This is a genomic window from Parageobacillus sp. G301 (assembly GCF_030268025.1).
In the GTDB taxonomy this organism is placed as follows: Bacteria; Bacillota; Bacilli; order Bacillales; family Anoxybacillaceae; genus Parageobacillus_B; species Parageobacillus_B toebii.
Genome location: NZ_BSDB01000002.1, coordinates 38202 through 55000, shown reverse-complemented (window position 1 = coordinate 55000; position 16799 = coordinate 38202). Strand labels below are relative to the sequence as shown.

Below are 16799 nucleotides of genomic sequence, written 5' to 3'. Positions count from 1 at the left end.
CGAAACGCTTCGGGGAGCTGTAAGCAAGCGTTGATCCGGAGATGTCCGAATGGGGAAACCCACTGCCCGTAATGGGGCAGTATCCATACCTGAATCCATAGGGTATGGAGGGCACACCCGGGGAACTGAAACATCTAAGTACCCGGAGGAGAAGAAAGCAACCGCGATTCCCTGAGTAGCGGCGAGCGAAACGGGAACAGCCCAAACCAAGAGGCTTGCCTCTTGGGGTTGTAGGACCACTCATATGGGAGTTACAAAGGAACGGGGTAGACGAAGCGGTCTGGAAAGGCCCGCCAGAGAAGGTGACAGCCCTGTAGTCGAAACTTCGTTCCCTCCCGAGTGGATCCTGAGTACGGCGGGACACGGGGAATCCCGTCGGAAGCAGGGAGGACCATCTCCCAAGGCTAAATACTCCCTAGTGACCGATAGTGAACCAGTACCGTGAGGGAAAGGTGAAAAGCACCCCGGAAGGGGAGTGAAAGAGAACCTGAAACCGTGTGCCTACAAGTAGTCAGAGCCCGTTTATGGGTGATGGCGTGCCTTTTGTAGAATGAACCGGCGAGTTACGATGACGTGCGAGGTTAAGTCGAAGAGACGGAGCCGCAGCGAAAGCGAGTCTGAATAGGGCGTTAAGTACGTCGTCGTAGACCCGAAACCAGGTGATCTACCCATGTCCAGGGTGAAGGTAGGGTAACACCTACTGGAGGCCCGAACCCACGCACGTTGAAAAGTGCGGGGATGAGGTGTGGGTAGGGGTGAAATGCCAATCGAACCTGGAGATAGCTGGTTCTCCCCGAAATAGCTTTAGGGCTAGCCTCAAGGGAAGAGTCTTGGAGGTAGAGCACTGATTGAGCTAGGGGCCCTCATCGGGTTACCGAACTCAGTCAAACTCCGAATGCCAATGACTTATCCTTGGGAGTCAGACTACGAGTGATAAGATCCGTGGTCGAGAGGGAAACAGCCCAGACCACCAGCTAAGGTCCCAAAGTGCACGTTAAGTGGAAAAGGATGTGGAGTTGCCCAGACAACCAGGATGTTGGCTTAGAAGCAGCCATCATTTAAAGAGTGCGTAATAGCTCACTGGTCGAGTGACTCTGCGCCGAAAATGTACCGGGGCTAAACGTGCCACCGAAGCTGTGGGATGACCGCCCGTCATCGGTAGGGGAGCGTTCTAAGCGCGCCGAAGCGAGACCGGAAGGACTCGTGGAGCGCTTAGAAGTGAGAATGCCGGTGTGAGTAGCGAAAACAGAGGTGAGAATCCTCTGCACCGAAAGCCTAAGGTTTCCTGAGGAAGGTTCGTCCGCTCAGGGTTAGTCGGGACCTAAGCCGAGGCCGAAAGGCGTAGGTGATGGGCAACAGGTTGAGATTCCTGTACCACCTCCTCACCGTTTGAGCAATGGGGGGACGCAGGAAGGTAGGGCGAGCAGGCTGCTGGAATAGCCTGTCCAAGCGGTTAGGCTGCCAGATAGGCAAATCCGTCTGGCGCAAAGGCTGAGCCGTGATGGCGAAGGGACCATCGGTCCCGAAGTCCCCGATCCTACACTGCCAAGAAAAGCCTCTAGCGAGGTGAGAGGTGCCCGTACCGCAAACCGACACAGGTAGGCGAGGAGAGAATCCTAAGGTGCGCGGGAGAACTCTCGTTAAGGAACTCGGCAAAATGACCCCGTAACTTCGGGAGAAGGGGTGCTCTCTTGGGTGATGAGCCCGAGAGAGCCGCAGTGAAAAGGCCCAAGCGACTGTTTATCAAAAACACAGGTCTCTGCGAAGCCGAAAGGCGAAGTATAGGGGCTGACACCTGCCCGGTGCTGGAAGGTTAAGGGGAGCGCTTAAGCCGCAAGGCTGAAGGTGCGAACCGAAGCCCCAGTAAACGGCGGCCGTAACTATAACGGTCCTAAGGTAGCGAAATTCCTTGTCGGGTAAGTTCCGACCCGCACGAAAGGTGTAACGACTTGGGCACTGTCTCAACGAGAGACCCGGTGAAATCATACTACCTGTGAAGATGCAGGTTACCCGCGACAGGACGGAAAGACCCCGTGGAGCTTTACTGCAGCCTGATATGGAATTTTGGTATCGCTTGTACAGGATAGGTGGGAGCCTGAGAAGCCGGAGCGCCAGCTTCGGTGGAGGCGCCGGTGGGATACCACCCTGGCGGTATTGAAATTCTAACCCGCACCCCTTATCGGGGTGGGAGACAGTGTCAGGTGGGCAGTTTGACTGGGGCGGTCGCCTCCCAAAAGGTAACGGAGGCGCCCAAAGGTTCCCTCAGAATGGTTGGAAATCATTCGTAGAGTGCAAAGGCACAAGGGAGCTTGACTGCGAGACGGACAGGTCGAGCAGGGACGAAAGTCGGGCTTAGTGATCCGGTGGTTCCGTATGGAAGGGCCATCGCTCAACGGATAAAAGCTACCCCGGGGATAACAGGCTGATCTCCCCCAAGAGTCCACATCGACGGGGAGGTTTGGCACCTCGATGTCGGCTCATCGCATCCTGGGGCTGTAGTCGGTCCCAAGGGTTGGGCTGTTCGCCCATTAAAGCGGTACGCGAGCTGGGTTCAGAACGTCGTGAGACAGTTCGGTCCCTATCCGTCGCGGGCGCAGGAAATTTGAGAGGAGCTGTCCTTAGTACGAGAGGACCGGGATGGACGCACCGCTGGTGTACCAGTTGTCCCGCCAGGGGCACCGCTGGGTAGCTATGTGCGGAAGGGATAAGCGCTGAAAGCATCTAAGCGTGAAGCCCCCCTCAAGATGAGATTTCCCATCGCGTCAAGCGAGTAAGATCCCTCGAAGATGACGAGGTCGATAGGTCCGAGGTGGAAGCGTGGCGACACGTGGAGCTGACGGATACTAATCGATCGAGGACTTAACCAAAGCGAAAAGTGGAGGCGAGCGCTTAGCGCCAAAAGGAAAATGTTCTTCCGACGAGACATGCTTGCATGTCGACGGAGGAAGGTTATTTTCCGCAAGGCGCTGCGAGCCGGAGCTGGACAAAGCGAAAAGCAGAGGACGCTAGGAGCTAGACAACGGAAAAGCGGAAGCCGCCTATGCAAAATGGCTTCTTCCAAACAGACGGTTATCTAGTTTTGAGGGAACGAAATCCCTCTTGACAAACGTGATGATTGGAATATAATAATAAATGTCCAATTGAGATAATTGCCTAGTGACAATAGCGGAGAGGAAACACCCGTTCCCATTCCGAACACGGAAGTTAAGCTCTCCAGCGCCGATGGTAGTTGGGGCCAGCGCCCCTGCAAGAGTAGGTCGTTGCTAGGCAATTATTACAGAAAACAGCTGATTAAGCTTCATGCTTAATCAGCTGTTTTTATATATACCTTAAAATATCTCCACTTCACCTCTCACTCTGTATGCGTATCCATTTTTTCTATTAAACTGAAACGAAGAAAATTGCGCAACTCTCCTATCTTGTTCATCATGGTGTTATAAAATTTTATTTTTTGCTGTATTTATTATTTTACCTAAGCATCTATAAAATTTTATTTTCATCTATTAGTATAGAAACTTATTAATGTGGGAAAGATAAAGGGTGGGAGGTGGAGAAGGTGGGTTCACTGATTACGGGTAAAAATGTTATCAAAAGAGTATGCATCGTCTGTGAGCAGCCAAAACAAGAAGGAATTCAAATTTATGATCAGTTTCTTTGTCTTGATTGCGAAAGGGAGATCGTGCAAACGGACACGACCGATCCGAAATATCGTTTTTATGTAAAGCAGTTAAGAAAAATTATATCTTCAAAAATATATTCATAGGGTCCTATTGATAGGGCCTATTTTGTTTATATGTTCAACTTTCATCACGCTTTTTCTTTTTTGATTTGGAGTGATATCGGAAAATCGATGTTATCTCTTATGTATTTCTATTCAAGGCAATTAGATTAGTGATAATATATATTTTGTTGTCTACGTCAGAAAAACAATGTTCTAAATTTCGTTATCATGAAAAAGAAAAGAGGGGCATTTATGGATCAACATCAAACTCCTTTATATACCGCTTTAAAACGTCATGATGCCATTCATCCGTTTTCATTTCATGTACCAGGCCACAAATATGGTACAGTATTTCCTATAGAAGCGAAAAATGATTATAAGCAGTTACTAAAACTAGATGCGACTGAATTAAGCGGGCTTGATGATCTACATCAACCGGAATCGGTTATTGCCGAAGCGCAATCTTTAGCAGCAAAGCTGTATAATGTGGAAGAAACGTTTTTTCTCGTAAACGGTTCTACGGCTGGGAATTTAGCGATGATCTTTGCCGTTTGCTGGGAAAAGAAAAAGGTAATTGTGCAGCGTAATTGCCATAAATCGATTATGCATGCGCTTCAATTAGTTGGAGCTGCCCCTATTTTTCTTCCTCCGGAATTGGATGAAGACGTCCGTGTCGCCTCTTATGTTGCGTATGAAACGGTAAAAAAGGTGCTTGAACTTCACCAAGATGCCGCAGCATTAGTGTTGACTAATCCAAATTATTATGGAATGGCGGTGGATCTTACGGAAGTCGTAAACATCGCGCACCGCTATCGTATTCCTGTGCTTGTCGATGAAGCGCATGGAGCCCATTTTATTATAGGAGATCCTTTTCCGAAAACAGCGATCGCGTGCGGGGCGGATGTTGTTGTCCAGTCAGCGCATAAAACATTGCCAGCCATGACAATGGGGTCGTATTTACATGTAAATAGTTCATTAATAGATAAAGAGAAGCTAAAATATTTTTTACAAGTGTTTCAGTCAAGCAGCCCATCTTATCCGATTATGGCTTCACTTGATTTGGCGAGAAGTTACCTCGCTCGTTTAACAAAGGGAGATGTAGAAAATATTTTAAAACAAATTCAACAGTTGAAAGATGCCCTCGATGAGATAGAAGGGATTGCGGTAGTTCATTCGCAACATCCGCTTATAAAGACGGATTTATTGAAAATTACCGTTCAAACGAGAAGTAAGTTGTCCGGTTATGAGCTTCAACAACGGCTGGAGCAAGAAGGCGTTTTTGCGGAGCTTGCCGATCCGTTTAACGTTTTGCTCGTGTATCCGCTTGCTGCTATCGATCATTTAGAGGAAGTGATCGAAAAATTAAAACGGGCGTTTCGCGGATTAAGCTATAGCGAAGAGTTGCTAAATTCGTTCCGTTCTTTTTCCTTTTTGGCATCTGCAAATCCGATTTCTTATAAGGAACTAGAGACATTGCCGAAAAAAGTGGTTAACTTAGAAAAGGCGGAAGGATTTATTGCCGCGGAAACGATCACACCTTATCCACCTGGAGTGCCTTTATTATTTATGGGAGAATCGATTAGTAAAGAGCATATTGAACAAATAAAACAGTTAAAATACCATGCGCGGTTTCAAGGAGGAAAGTTTTTATCTTCTAATCAAATAGAAGTGTATGTACCAGTAAAATAAGGGGGATTAGCGTATGAAAGGCCGTTTTTTTTCTTTCGAGGGACCTGATGGAGCAGGAAAAACGACGATGATTACAAAGCTGGAATCATTTTTGCGAGAAAAAGGGTTTGACGTTTTATCGACAAGAGAACCAGGAGGAGTTCGTATTGCCGAGGAAATTCGTTCCATTATTTTGAACCCAAAACATACGGAAATGGATGGTCGTACGGAAGCGTTGCTTTACGCCGCTGCGAGAAGGCAGCATCTTTTAGAAAAAATTATTCCTGCGATAAAAGCCGGCAAAATTGTATTGTGCGATCGGTTTGTCGACAGTTCGTTAGCCTATCAAGGATTTGCAAGAGGGTTAGGCGTCGATGAAATATTACAAATTAATCAGTTTGCGATTGATGGTTATTTTCCTTCTTTAACGATTTATTTTGATATTGATCCTAAAATAGGATTAGAGAGAATCCAAAAAAATAAGCAGCGGGAAATTAATCGGCTTGATATGGAAAGTTTATCTTTCCATTATAAAGTAAGAGAAGGGTATTTAAAGATAGCAGAACGTTTTTCTGATCGTGTCATTGTCATTGATGCTTCCAAACCGGTCGATGAAGTGTTTGCAATGACCATAGCGGCGGTTATGGATCAAATAGAAGGAAGATAACAGCGATGTTTCCATGAAACAGAACATGATGAAAAGGATAAGACATGTTAGAATAAAAATTAAAGGAAAGTGATGAAAGTGGCGATTTTCTGGGAGCAGCTGGAACGATATCAGCCTGTAGTAGTGAAAATGCTCACAAAAAGTCTTGAAAAAGGGCGAATTTCTCATGCTTATTTATTCGAGGGGCAACGCGGAACGGGAAAAAAAGCAATGAGTCTTTTATTGGCAAAAAGCTTATTTTGTTTACATCGTTCTGGAATAAAGCCTTGCAATGAATGCCGAAATTGCCGCAGAATCGATTCCGGGAATCATCCAGATGTACATGTCATTGAACCAGATGGGCAATCGATTAAAAAAGAACAAATTGAAATGTTGCAGCAAGAGTTTGCAAAAATGGCTGTGGAATCAGACCGAAAGCTATATATTATCGAGCATGCTGATAAAATGACAACGAATGCAGCGAATAGCTTGTTAAAATTTTTAGAAGAGCCTCGTCCAGGGACGGTAGCGATATTGCTTACAGAACAATATCACCGCCTATTAGAAACGATCATTTCCCGTTGCCAAGTGTTTTCGTTTAAGCCAATACCACCTGCTTTGCTTGCCAATTATTTAGCAGAGCAGCAAATCCCGCCTCATATTGCTCTCCTTGCCGCACATGTAACAAACAGTCATGAAGAAGCACTCGAGTTAGGTCGAGATGATTGGTTTGCGCAGGCGAGAAAAATAGTGTTACAATTATATGAAATGTTAAAGAAAAATGATTTGCAGGCGCTTTTTTTCATCCATGATCAATGGATTCCGCATTTTCAAGAAAAGCAGCAAATCGATTTAGGATTAGATTTGCTTTTATATATATATAAAGATATGTTGCACATTCAATTAGGACAGCAAGATAAAATCATTTATCGAGATAAAATCGATAATTTGCAGCAATGGGCGCTTTCTTGTTCTCAACGACAGATCGTAAAAAACATGGAAATGATTTTACAAGCGAAGGCGCGTTTAAATACAACTAATATGAGCGTACAGCTTTTAATGGAACAACTTATCCTTGATCTAAAGGAGGGAAAAGCGTTTGTATAATGTCGTCGGTGTTCGCTTTAAAAAAGCGGGAAAAATTTATTATTTCGATCCTGGAGAATTGTCGATTTCTGCTGGGGAGTTCGTCATTGTAGAAACCATTCGAGGGATCGAATATGGAAAAGTTGTCATTAGCAACAAACAAGTCGACGAAAATGATATCGTTTTGCCGTTGAAAAAAGTGATTCGCGTTGCGGACGCGAAAGATAAATTAATTGTTGAGGAAAACAAAAAAGCGGCAAGGGAAGCGTACGATATTTGCTTAAAAAAAGTAGAAGAGCATGGCTTGGAAATGAAATTAGTCGATGTGGAATATACGTTTGACCGCAACAAAGTGATTTTTTATTTTACTGCAGACGGGCGTGTGGATTTCCGCGAACTTGTCAAAGATTTGGCAGCCATTTTTCGCACGCGCATTGAATTAAGACAAATCGGTGTTCGCGATGAAGCAAAAATGCTTGGCGGGATCGGTCCGTGCGGAAGAATGCTTTGCTGCTCAACATTTTTAGGAGATTTTGAACCAGTATCCATTAAAATGGCGAAAGACCAAAACTTATCGCTCAATCCGACGAAAATTTCCGGTCTTTGTGGCCGGTTAATGTGCTGCTTAAAATACGAAAATGATGAATATGAAACAGCGAAAGAGCAGCTTCCTGATTTAGGGGAGTATGTTGAAACTCCGCATGGTCTTGGAAAAGTGATCGGATTAAATATTTTAGAACGAGTATTGCAAGTGGAATTATCGGAACATGGACGGGTCGTGGAATATACGCTCGACGAGTTGATGAAAGATGGAACGTTACCAGTCCAAGCCGCAGACTAATTGGGGTGGATTGACGTGGATAAGAAAGAGATTTTTCAGTCAGTAACGAGCATGGAGGAACAACTGAGCCATTTGTACCGCCAGCTCGTACAATTAAAGGAACATGTAGTTCAGCTGCTTGAGGAAAATCATCATTTGCAAATAGAAAATGATCATTTGCGCCGTCGGCTCGAACAAGTGACCAGTGAATTGGCAGAGGAAAAGCAAAAAGAAAAAGATCATAAGCATGGTCATGAAAGAAAATTAGTTGACATTGGCGAAGGATATGATAATTTAGCGCGTCTTTATCAGGAAGGGTTCCATATTTGTCATGTCCATTATGGAAGCGTCCGAAAAGAAGGCGATTGCCTATTTTGTTTATCCTTTTTAAATAAAAAGTAAGCATAACGATAGCCTTTCCACGTAAGGAGAGGTTATTTTTTTGAGAATAAGGAGGAATGCACGATGGTGGAATTATATGATGATGAGAGGCTTGACTATCTTTTAAATGAAGATATTCGCATTATTCAAAGTCCGTCTGTGTTTTCCTTTTCCCTCGATGCGGTGCTGCTTGCAAAATTTGTTTATATGCCGATTCAAAAAGGGCAAATTGTCGATTTATGCACCGGAAATGGAGTTATTCCATTGTTATTAAGCATGAGAACAAAGGGGAAAATTATCGGTATAGAAATTCAAGAGCGGCTTTGTGATATGGCAAAAAGAAGCGTACAATATAACGGTTTGGAAAAGCAGATAGAAATTATTCGCGGGGATATTAAAGATGCGCCTAAGCAGTTAGGATACAGTAAATATGATGTCGTCACGTGCAACCCTCCCTATTTTCCAACGATCAGCAAGGAAGAAATGAACAAGAATATTCATTTGGCCATTGCTCGCCATGAAATTTATTGTACGCTTGAAGATGTGATTCGCGTAAGCAGCCAGCTGTTGAAGCAAGGCGGCAAAGCCGCATTTGTGCACCGGCCGGGACGGCTGCTCGATATTATTACACTAATGCGTCAATATCGGTTAGAGCCAAAACGGCTGCGGTTTGTTTATCCGAAAATCGGAAAAGAGGCCAATACGATTTTGATTGAAGGAATAAAAGATGGCAATCCGGATTTAAAAGTATTGCCGCCGCTTATTGTGTATCATGACAATAATGAATATACAGATGAAGTGAAGCAGCTATTATATGGAATTATCCCATCGTAAAGGAGCAGAAGCGATGCTTTGGCAGCAAAAAAGTTTTGTCGGCGATAATAAAGGAACGCTGTATATCGTTCCGACACCGATTGGCAATCTTGAAGATATGACGTTTCGGGCGGTACGTATTTTGAAAGAAGTAGATATCATTGCCGCAGAAGATACAAGACAAACGAAAAAACTGTTAAACCATTTTGAGATTCATACACCGGTCATTAGCTATCATGAACATAATAAATATACAAGTGGACCGCAAATTGTCGAACAACTGAAAGAAGGAAAATCGGCAGCGCTTGTCAGTGATGCAGGAATGCCGGGAATTTCCGACCCAGGATATGAGCTGATCGTTTCCGCGCTCAAAGAGCAATGTCCAGTTGTTCCGCTTCCAGGAGCGAATGCGGCGTTAACTGCATTGATTGCTTCGGGGCTGCCGACCGATCACTTTTATTTTTTCGGTTTTCTCGAGCGGACAAAGAAAGAAAAAAAGGAACAGTTGGAATTACTAAAAATGGTTCGTGAAACGATGATTTTTTATGAAGCGCCCCATCGCTTAAAAGAAACGCTTGCGATGATGCATGAAGTGTTTGGCAACCGCCGTATCGCTATATGCCGTGAGCTCACCAAACGATTTGAAGAGTTCATTCGTGGAACTTTGCGGGAGGCGGTCGAATGGGCAGAAACAAATGAAATTCGCGGAGAATTTTGCATTATTGTGGAAGGAACGGAGGAAACAATTGAAGAGAAAGAGGAATGGTGGCATTCGTTGACACCGGTGGAGCATGTCGAATATTATATTCGGGAGAAAAATTTTACTCCAAAAGAAGCCATTAAACAAACGGCAAAAGATCGAAATATGTCGAAACGGGACGTTTATCAACAATATCATCATCAATAAAAAAAGAAAGAGAGTTTCTCTAAAAATGCTAGAGAAACTCTTTTATTTATCGCTATTATTGTTAGATGATTGTTGTAGATGTTCTTGGATTTCTTTTAAAAGAATTTCCGCGCCTTCACGGCTTAAAATAATTTTACCGCCGGCTAATTTGAAATTGTCATCAGAAACTTCGCCAGTGACGACACATGCCATATTTGGTTTATATTTTTTCAAAATGATGCGATCGTCGTCTACGTAGATTTCCAATGCGTCTTTTTCAGCAATATCTAACGTGCGGCGTAATTCAATTGGAATTACGACACGGCCTAATTCATCCACTTTGCGGACAATGCCTGTTGATTTCACGGAACGCTCCCCCTCTCTATAATAATAAAATAGCTTTTTATTTTGCTAGGATTTATTCGTCAATATTCGACAAATTTCCTACATCCTAATCATATCAGTGTTTCCATTATACGTCAATCCTTTTATATGTAAAATTAAAAAAAAATGTATTTTTAAGAAAGAAGATTGTTTTCTTCTATAATCATTCGACTGTTTTTTATAAAATATAGGGTTATTTTGTAGGTATATTTTTTTTCAATAAGAGAAATAGATGTTTTTGTAGAATGAAAAAAATTATGTAAAATAGAAGTAACATCGCTCTCGTCCATTGGGCGGGGGCTTTTGTTCAGAATAGGGAGGTATGAAGATGGAGAAAAAGACGTTTTATCTTACGACCCCGATTTACTATCCGAGCGGGAAATTGCATATTGGCCATGCATATACGACCGTAGCAGGCGATGCGATGGCGCGCTATAAGCGTCTTCGCGGTTATGATGTCATGTATTTGACCGGTACGGACGAACATGGACAAAAAATTCAGCGAAAAGCGGAAGAAAAAGGAGTAACACCGCAGCAATATGTCGACGAAATTGTCGAAGGCATCCAAGAGTTGTGGAAAAAGCTTGATATTTCTTATGATGACTTCATCCGTACGACGCAAGAACGTCATAAAAAAGTAGTAGAAAAGATTTTTACGCGTCTTGTCGAACAAGGTGATATTTATTTAGGTGAATATGAAGGATGGTATTGTACACCGTGCGAATCATTTTATACGGAGCGGCAGCTCGTTGATGGAAACTGCCCGGATTGCGGCCGTCCGGTAGAGAAAGTAAAAGAAGAATCGTATTTCTTTAGAATGAGCAAATATGTGGATCGGCTTTTGCAATACTATGAAGAAAATCCGGAGTTCATCCAGCCGGAGTCGCGCAAAAATGAAATGATTAACAACTTTATTAAACCGGGACTGGAAGATTTAGCGGTGTCACGCACGACGTTTGACTGGGGCATTAAAGTTCCGGGTGATCCGAAACACGTCATTTATGTATGGATTGATGCGCTCACGAACTATATTACGGCATTAGGATATGGTACGGATAACGATGAGAAGTTTCGAAAATACTGGCCGGCAGACGTTCATTTAGTCGGAAAAGAAATTGTCCGCTTCCATACGATTTATTGGCCGATTATGTTAATGGCGCTCGATTTGCCGCTTCCGAAAAAAGTGTTTGCCCACGGCTGGCTGTTAATGAAAGATGGAAAAATGTCGAAATCAAAAGGAAATGTCGTTGATCCGGTAACATTAATCGACCGTTATGGATTGGATGCACTTCGCTATTATTTGCTTCGCGAAGTTCCGTTTGGCTCCGATGGCGTGTTTACTCCAGAAGGATTTGTCGAACGCATTAACTACGACTTAGCAAACGACTTAGGCAACTTGTTAAATCGCACGGTAGCGATGATTGAAAAATATTTTGACGGCATGATTCCACCATATCGTGGAGCGAAAACGGCATTCGATAACGATCTTGTCGAAAAGGCAAAACAAACGGTGAAACAATATGAAGAAGCGATGGAGAAAATGGAATTTTCCATTGCGCTTGCGTCCGTATGGCAGCTGATTAACCGAACGAATAAATATATTGACGAAACGCAACCTTGGATACTTGCCAAAGATGAAGGCAAAAAAGAACAATTGGCGTCTGTGATGATCCATTTGGCCGAATCACTTCGTCATGTTGCGATTTTGTTGCAGCCGTTTTTAACACGCACGCCGGAAAAAATTTTCGCGCAGCTTGGCATTGTTGATGAACAATTAAAACAATGGGACAGCTTATATGAGTTCGGCCTCATCAAAGAAGGCACGAAAGTAACAAAAGGTGAACCGCTATTTCCACGTCTAGACATTGAAAAAGAAGTGGAATATATTAAAGCCCATATGCAGGGTAGTGCACCGGCAAAACAAACGGAAGAAAAACCAAAACAAGAAGCGCAAGAAATTACGATTGATGATTTTATGAAAGTTGATTTGCGAGTTGCAGAAGTACTTCACGCTGAGCCGGTAAAAAATGCGGATAAACTGCTGAAGCTCAAGCTTGATCTTGGCGATGAACAACGCCAAGTCGTATCAGGAATTGCGCAATTTTACAAACCAGAGGATTTGATCGGCAAAAAAGTGATTTGCGTCGCCAATTTAAAACCAGTAAAACTGCGCGGTGAACTGTCCGAAGGCATGATTCTCGCTGGGGAAGAAAACGGAGTGCTTTCCCTCGCTACCGTTGATAAAACGATTCCAAATGGGACAAAAATAAAATAATGACAAACATAAGGGGTGTGGTGTCTATCATACACGACACCTCTTTGTTGTCATTTTGTAAAGTAAATGTTAACAACTTGTGATATATGTAATGGATTTCTATGTTACACTTAACATCAAGGTAGAAAAGGGGTTATTGTTATGCTCTTTGACACACATGCGCATTTAAATGCCGTTCAATATAATGATGATTTACAAGAAGTGATTGATCGCGCTCTTAGTGAAAGAGTTTCTCATATTGTCGTCGTCGGCTTTGACCGCCCTACGATTGCGCGGGCGATAGAGCTAGCGGAGCAATATGATTTTATTTATGCTTCCGTCGGTTGGCATCCCGTTGATGCAATCGATATGACAGATGAGGATTTAAACATGATTGAAGAGTTGGCTGCCCATCCAAAAGTGGTGGCGTTAGGAGAAATGGGCTTAGATTATTATTGGGATAAATCACCAAAGGAAATACAACATGACGTATTTCGGCGGCAAATCGCTTTAGCGAAAAAAGTAAAACTGCCGATCATTATCCATAATCGGGAAGCAACAGCGGATGTATTACAAATTTTAAAAGAGGAAAATGCCGCCGAAGTGGGTGGAATTATGCATTGTTTTACCGGAAGTGTAGAAGTGGCGAAGCAATGCATTGATATGAACTTCTTTATTTCCCTTGGCGGTCCGGTAACGTTTAAAAATGCGAAAAAGCCGAAGGAAGTAGCGGCGCAAATTCCGCTTGAGCATTTATTGATTGAAACAGATTGTCCGTATTTAACGCCTCACCCTTTCCGCGGAAAACGAAACGAACCGAGCTACGTCAAATATGTAGCGGAGGCAATCGCCGAGATTAAAGGTATTTCCTTTGAGGAAGTAGCAAAAGCGACGACAGAGAATGCGAAAAGATTATTCGGCATCCATCGCTAAAATTATTTGTCAAATGGTAAGGAGACTTGTCTAATATGATCGAAGTAAAAAAAGTTCTACAAATTTAGAACATTACATAATATAAACTGTCGACAAGTCTTCCTTCCCTTTTAACTGAATTTTCTGCATAATAGAGTGTGTTTAAGCGTACATGTTAGAGGGAGAGGGGAAATTAGCGAGAGAAGGAGGCGTTTTGCATGATGTTACCCAATATGAAGAGGATTTCCGGTTCATTGAGGAAAAATTTCACTGTTACTGCTAGTAGTTTTATAGCTTTGTCAGCGACAACGGGATTTGCTGGGTACGAAATAGCCAAAGATGATGTGACACTAACGGCAAACGGAAAAAAACAAGAGATTCGTACTCATGCAAAAACGGTAAAAGAAGTATTACAGGAGCAAAATATTAAGCCAAGGAAAGAAGATCGCGTCTATCCATCGTTAGATACGCCGATTACAGATGATTTAAACATCGTTTGGGAAGCGAGCAAGAAAGTCACTTTGACAGTAGATGGAAAAAAACAAGAAATATGGACGACTGCAAAGAACGTTGCCGAGCTATTAAACTCACAACATATTAAAATCGAAAAGCACGACAAAATTGCCCCAGCACCAAATACAAAAATTAAAAAGGGAATGAAAGTCAACATAGAAAAGGCATTCCCAGTTCAATTAAATGTCGGCGGTAAACAGCAACAAGTGTGGGCAACTTCGACTACTGTCGCTGACTTTTTAAAACAACAAAATGTAAAATTAGATGAACTCGACCGTGTAGAGCCATCTTTACAAGACAAACTAAAAGAAAATATGGTCGTAAAAGTGATTAAAGTTGAAAAAGTCACCGATGTAGTGGAAGAAACAGTTGACTTTGCAGTCGTCACTAGACAAGATGCACAATTGCCAAAAGGAGAACAACGTATTATTAGCCCTGGAGAAAAAGGGCGAGTTTCGAAAAAGTATGAAGTAGTGCTCGAAAATGGAAAAGAAGTATCGCGGAAATTAATTGAGACAAAGATGATAAAAGAAAGTAAAAATCGGATTGTTGCTATCGGTACGAAAGTGGCTAAAAGCCGGCCTGCCCATACGCAAAGCCGCTCTGTTCAGACCGTATCGCGCGGTCAAAAGCATGCAGCGCGAGAAATTTATGTTGTTGCTAGCGCCTATACTGCTTATTGTCAAGGATGTTCAGGAACAACGAGAATGGGAATTAACTTGCGTGCAAATCCTTCTGCAAAAGTAATCGCAGTGGATCCAAACGTTATTCCGCTTGGATCAAAAGTGTACGTAGAAGGATACGGATATGCTATAGCTGCTGATACAGGATCAGGTATTAATGGTTATGAAATTGACGTGTTTATTCCAAAGCAATCGGATGCACTTCGTTGGGGTAGAAAGCGTGTGAAAGTGAGAATTCTTCAATAAAGGAAAAGGATGCGGAGGGTTTTTTGCCCTCTGCTTTTTCGTTATAATGAAGAAAGATATTTTCCTACTCATCTAGACGAAAAAAATCGAAAAAAGTTTCAGTTATTTAAAAAAATAAATTAACATTTTTAGCAGCAAAAAACTCTTTCAACAGTTATTTTACAGGAAAGGGGGCATCGCAGAAATAGGAAAAAAGACTTATTCCTTGTGGAATGAGTGAACGATTTCTGCGCAACAGTGATGAAGATTAAAGAAATTATTGTTGTGGAAGGAAAAGACGATACAGTGGCGATTCAGCGCGCCGTTGATGCAGATACCATTGAAACGAACGGGTCGGCAATTAGTGAAGAAACGATTGAACGAATTAAATTAGCAAAAGAAAAACGTGGCGTAATTATTTTTACGGACCCTGATTTTCCAGGTGAAAAAATTCGCAAAACGATTACAGAGCGTGTCCCAGGCTGCAAACATGCTTTTTTGCCAAGAAAAGCGGCTATTGCGAAAAATGGGAAAGGAATTGGCGTAGAACATGCGTCTGTGGAAGATATCCGTCAAGCGTTGAAAAACGTGTATGAGGAAACAACAGAGTGGAAGGAAGAGATTACGTTTGATGAACTCGTTGCTGCTGGTTTAATCGGTGGAGAATTAGCGAAAAAGCGGCGCCAACATTTAGGTGAAATTTTAAAAATAGGATATACAAACGGAAAGCAGCTTTATAAGCGATTGCAAGTATTTCAAATCTCTAAAGAAACATTTTATGCAGCATTAGAGCAAGTATTGCAGGAGGAAGCAAATGATGAATAAAGACATTGCCACACCGGGGCGAACCCGGGAAATTCTGGAAAAGTATGGGTTTTCATTTAAAAAAAGTTTAGGACAAAATTTTTTAATTGACACCAATATTTTGCGGAAAATTGTCGATTTTGCCGAGCTTTCGGACGAAACAGGAGCGATTGAAATCGGTCCTGGAATCGGTGCTTTAACGGAGCAGCTAGCACGTCGTGCGAAAAAGGTAGTCGCGTTTGAAATTGATCAGAGGCTTTTGCCGATTTTAGAGGATACATTATCGCCGTATAGAAACGTCCATATTATCCATCAAGATGTTTTAAAAGCGGATATTCACCGCGTGATCTCCGAAGAATTTACCGGCATGACCGATATTATGGTAGTGGCAAATTTGCCATACTACGTCACAACACCGATTATTATGAAGCTATTGACAGATCGCTTGCCGATTCGCGGCATGGTTGTTATGTTGCAAAAAGAAGTGGCGGACCGCCTGGCCGCAAAGCCGGGAACGAAAGATTACGGTTCGTTGTCGATTGCAATTCAATATTATACAGAAGCGGAGACGGTCATGACCGTCCCAAGAACGGTGTTTATCCCGCAGCCAAACGTGGACTCTGCCGTTATTCGGTTAATAAAGCGAAAGCAGCCGCCTGTTAAAGTGGAAGACGAAGCGTTTTTCTTTCAAGTGGTGCGGGCAAGCTTTGCGCAGCGCCGGAAAACGATTTTAAACAATTTAGTAAACAATTTGCCAAACGGAAAAGCGATGAAAGAGCAAATAGAGCGTGTCTTAACAGAGACAGACATTGACCCGCGCCGCCGCGGAGAAACGCTGACAATGGAGGAGTTTGCCGCGCTTAGCAATGCGCTGCGGCACGTTTTATAAACGGTATGTAAGCACTTTTTTGGTTGGTTTGGGAAAGAAAAGACCTATGTCTATCACCTATTGTCGAGATGTGCATATGTTACTTAAGTAAACAATTTGTTTTAATGGAGTGAA

The 16799-nt window shown here is 42.9% G+C and carries 14 protein-coding genes and 2 rRNA genes (1 of these 16 only partly in view); 15 read left to right on the top strand and 1 reads right to left on the bottom strand.

Annotation, left to right across the window (positions count from 1 at the left end):
* The 10 genes from QSJ37_RS08995 to rsmI all read left to right on the top strand — a co-directional run.
* Positions 1-2867 (top strand): 23S ribosomal RNA (locus tag QSJ37_RS08995); it begins 68 nt to the left of the window's first position.
* 285 nt (positions 2868-3152) lie between these two features.
* A 5S ribosomal RNA gene (rrf, locus tag QSJ37_RS08990) occupies positions 3153-3269 on the top strand.
* Between the two features lie 287 nt (positions 3270-3556).
* On the top strand, positions 3557-3763 hold the full coding sequence (locus QSJ37_RS08985) for a sigma factor G inhibitor Gin (RefSeq protein WP_285754838.1): 207 nt from the start codon (positions 3557-3559) through the stop codon (positions 3761-3763).
* Positions 3764-3973: 210 nt separating this feature from the next.
* Complete coding sequence (locus QSJ37_RS08980; RefSeq protein ID WP_285754837.1) at positions 3974-5410, top strand: aminotransferase class I/II-fold pyridoxal phosphate-dependent enzyme; 1437 nt, start codon at positions 3974-3976, stop codon at positions 5408-5410.
* A 13-nt stretch (positions 5411-5423) separates the two neighbouring features.
* Complete coding sequence (gene tmk, locus QSJ37_RS08975; RefSeq protein WP_285754836.1) at positions 5424-6056, top strand: dTMP kinase; 633 nt, start codon at positions 5424-5426, stop codon at positions 6054-6056.
* A 78-nt stretch (positions 6057-6134) separates the two neighbouring features.
* Positions 6135-7142 carry a DNA polymerase III subunit delta' gene (holB, locus tag QSJ37_RS08970; RefSeq protein ID WP_285754835.1) on the top strand — a complete coding sequence of 336 codons (1008 nt, stop codon included), beginning with the start codon at positions 6135-6137 and terminating at the stop codon, positions 7140-7142.
* Positions 7135-7962, top strand: coding sequence for a PSP1 domain-containing protein (locus tag QSJ37_RS08965; RefSeq protein ID WP_285754834.1), 828 nt, complete (start codon positions 7135-7137; stop codon positions 7960-7962). The genes holB and QSJ37_RS08965 overlap by 8 nt, the downstream gene beginning before the upstream one ends.
* 15 nt (positions 7963-7977) lie before the next feature.
* On the top strand, positions 7978-8343 hold the full coding sequence (gene yabA / locus QSJ37_RS08960) for a DNA replication initiation control protein YabA (protein ID WP_012748808.1): 366 nt from the start codon (positions 7978-7980) through the stop codon (positions 8341-8343).
* A 63-nt stretch (positions 8344-8406) separates the two neighbouring features.
* Entirely contained in the window at positions 8407-9156 is a 750-nt protein-coding gene (locus QSJ37_RS08955) for a tRNA1(Val) (adenine(37)-N6)-methyltransferase (protein WP_285754833.1), read from the top strand.
* A 13-nt stretch (positions 9157-9169) separates the two neighbouring features.
* Positions 9170-10042: a 16S rRNA (cytidine(1402)-2'-O)-methyltransferase gene (gene rsmI, locus QSJ37_RS08950; RefSeq protein ID WP_285754832.1), complete on the top strand. Its 873-nt coding sequence runs from the start codon at positions 9170-9172 to the stop codon at positions 10040-10042.
* Between the two features lie 42 nt (positions 10043-10084).
* Here rsmI and QSJ37_RS08945 read toward each other — a convergent pair whose 3' ends face one another.
* Complete coding sequence (locus QSJ37_RS08945) at positions 10085-10387, bottom strand: transition state genes transcriptional regulator AbrB (RefSeq protein WP_285754831.1); 303 nt, start codon at positions 10385-10387, stop codon at positions 10085-10087.
* Positions 10388-10733: 346 nt separating this feature from the next.
* Here QSJ37_RS08945 and metG point away from each other — a divergent pair, with 346 nt between their 5' ends.
* The 5 genes from metG to rsmA all read left to right on the top strand — a co-directional run bounded on the left by metG (position 10734) and on the right by rsmA (position 16685).
* On the top strand, positions 10734-12680 hold the full coding sequence (metG, locus tag QSJ37_RS08940) for a methionine--tRNA ligase (RefSeq protein WP_285754830.1): 1947 nt from the start codon (positions 10734-10736) through the stop codon (positions 12678-12680).
* A 141-nt stretch (positions 12681-12821) separates the two neighbouring features.
* A complete protein-coding gene (locus tag QSJ37_RS08935) occupies positions 12822-13592 on the top strand; it encodes a TatD family hydrolase (RefSeq protein WP_285754829.1) in 771 nt (256 codons plus the stop codon).
* A 200-nt stretch (positions 13593-13792) separates the two neighbouring features.
* Positions 13793-15013 carry a G5 and 3D domain-containing protein gene (locus QSJ37_RS08930; protein ID WP_285756088.1) on the top strand — a complete coding sequence of 407 codons (1221 nt, stop codon included), beginning with the start codon at positions 13793-13795 and terminating at the stop codon, positions 15011-15013.
* 240 nt (positions 15014-15253) lie between these two features.
* A complete protein-coding gene (gene rnmV / locus QSJ37_RS08925; RefSeq protein ID WP_012748815.1) occupies positions 15254-15817 on the top strand; it encodes a ribonuclease M5 in 564 nt (187 codons plus the stop codon).
* Positions 15810-16685 (top strand): 16S rRNA (adenine(1518)-N(6)/adenine(1519)-N(6))-dimethyltransferase RsmA, encoded by an 876-nt coding sequence (rsmA, locus tag QSJ37_RS08920; RefSeq protein ID WP_285756086.1) that lies wholly within the window; start codon positions 15810-15812, stop codon positions 16683-16685. The genes rnmV and rsmA overlap by 8 nt, the downstream gene beginning before the upstream one ends.
* The last annotated feature ends 114 nt before the right edge of the window (positions 16686-16799 follow it).

Excerpts from the sequence above, each read along its gene's own strand:
- rsmI (WP_285754832.1), top strand. The coding sequence starts at position 9,170 with ATGCTTTGGCAGCAAAAAAGTTTTGTCGGCGATAATAAAGGAACGCTG.
- rsmA (WP_285756086.1), top strand. The coding sequence starts at position 15,810 with ATGAATAAAGACATTGCCACACCGGGGCGAACCCGGGAAATTCTGGAA.
- rnmV (WP_012748815.1), top strand. The coding sequence starts at position 15,254 with ATGAAGATTAAAGAAATTATTGTTGTGGAAGGAAAAGACGATACAGTG.
- tmk (WP_285754836.1), top strand. The coding sequence starts at position 5,424 with ATGAAAGGCCGTTTTTTTTCTTTCGAGGGACCTGATGGAGCAGGAAAA.
- QSJ37_RS08980 (WP_285754837.1), top strand. The coding sequence starts at position 3,974 with ATGGATCAACATCAAACTCCTTTATATACCGCTTTAAAACGTCATGAT.
- metG (WP_285754830.1), top strand. The coding sequence starts at position 10,734 with ATGGAGAAAAAGACGTTTTATCTTACGACCCCGATTTACTATCCGAGC.
- QSJ37_RS08955 (WP_285754833.1), top strand. The coding sequence starts at position 8,407 with ATGGTGGAATTATATGATGATGAGAGGCTTGACTATCTTTTAAATGAA.
- QSJ37_RS08935 (WP_285754829.1), top strand. The coding sequence starts at position 12,822 with ATGCTCTTTGACACACATGCGCATTTAAATGCCGTTCAATATAATGAT.
- QSJ37_RS08930 (WP_285756088.1), top strand. The coding sequence starts at position 13,793 with ATGTTACCCAATATGAAGAGGATTTCCGGTTCATTGAGGAAAAATTTC.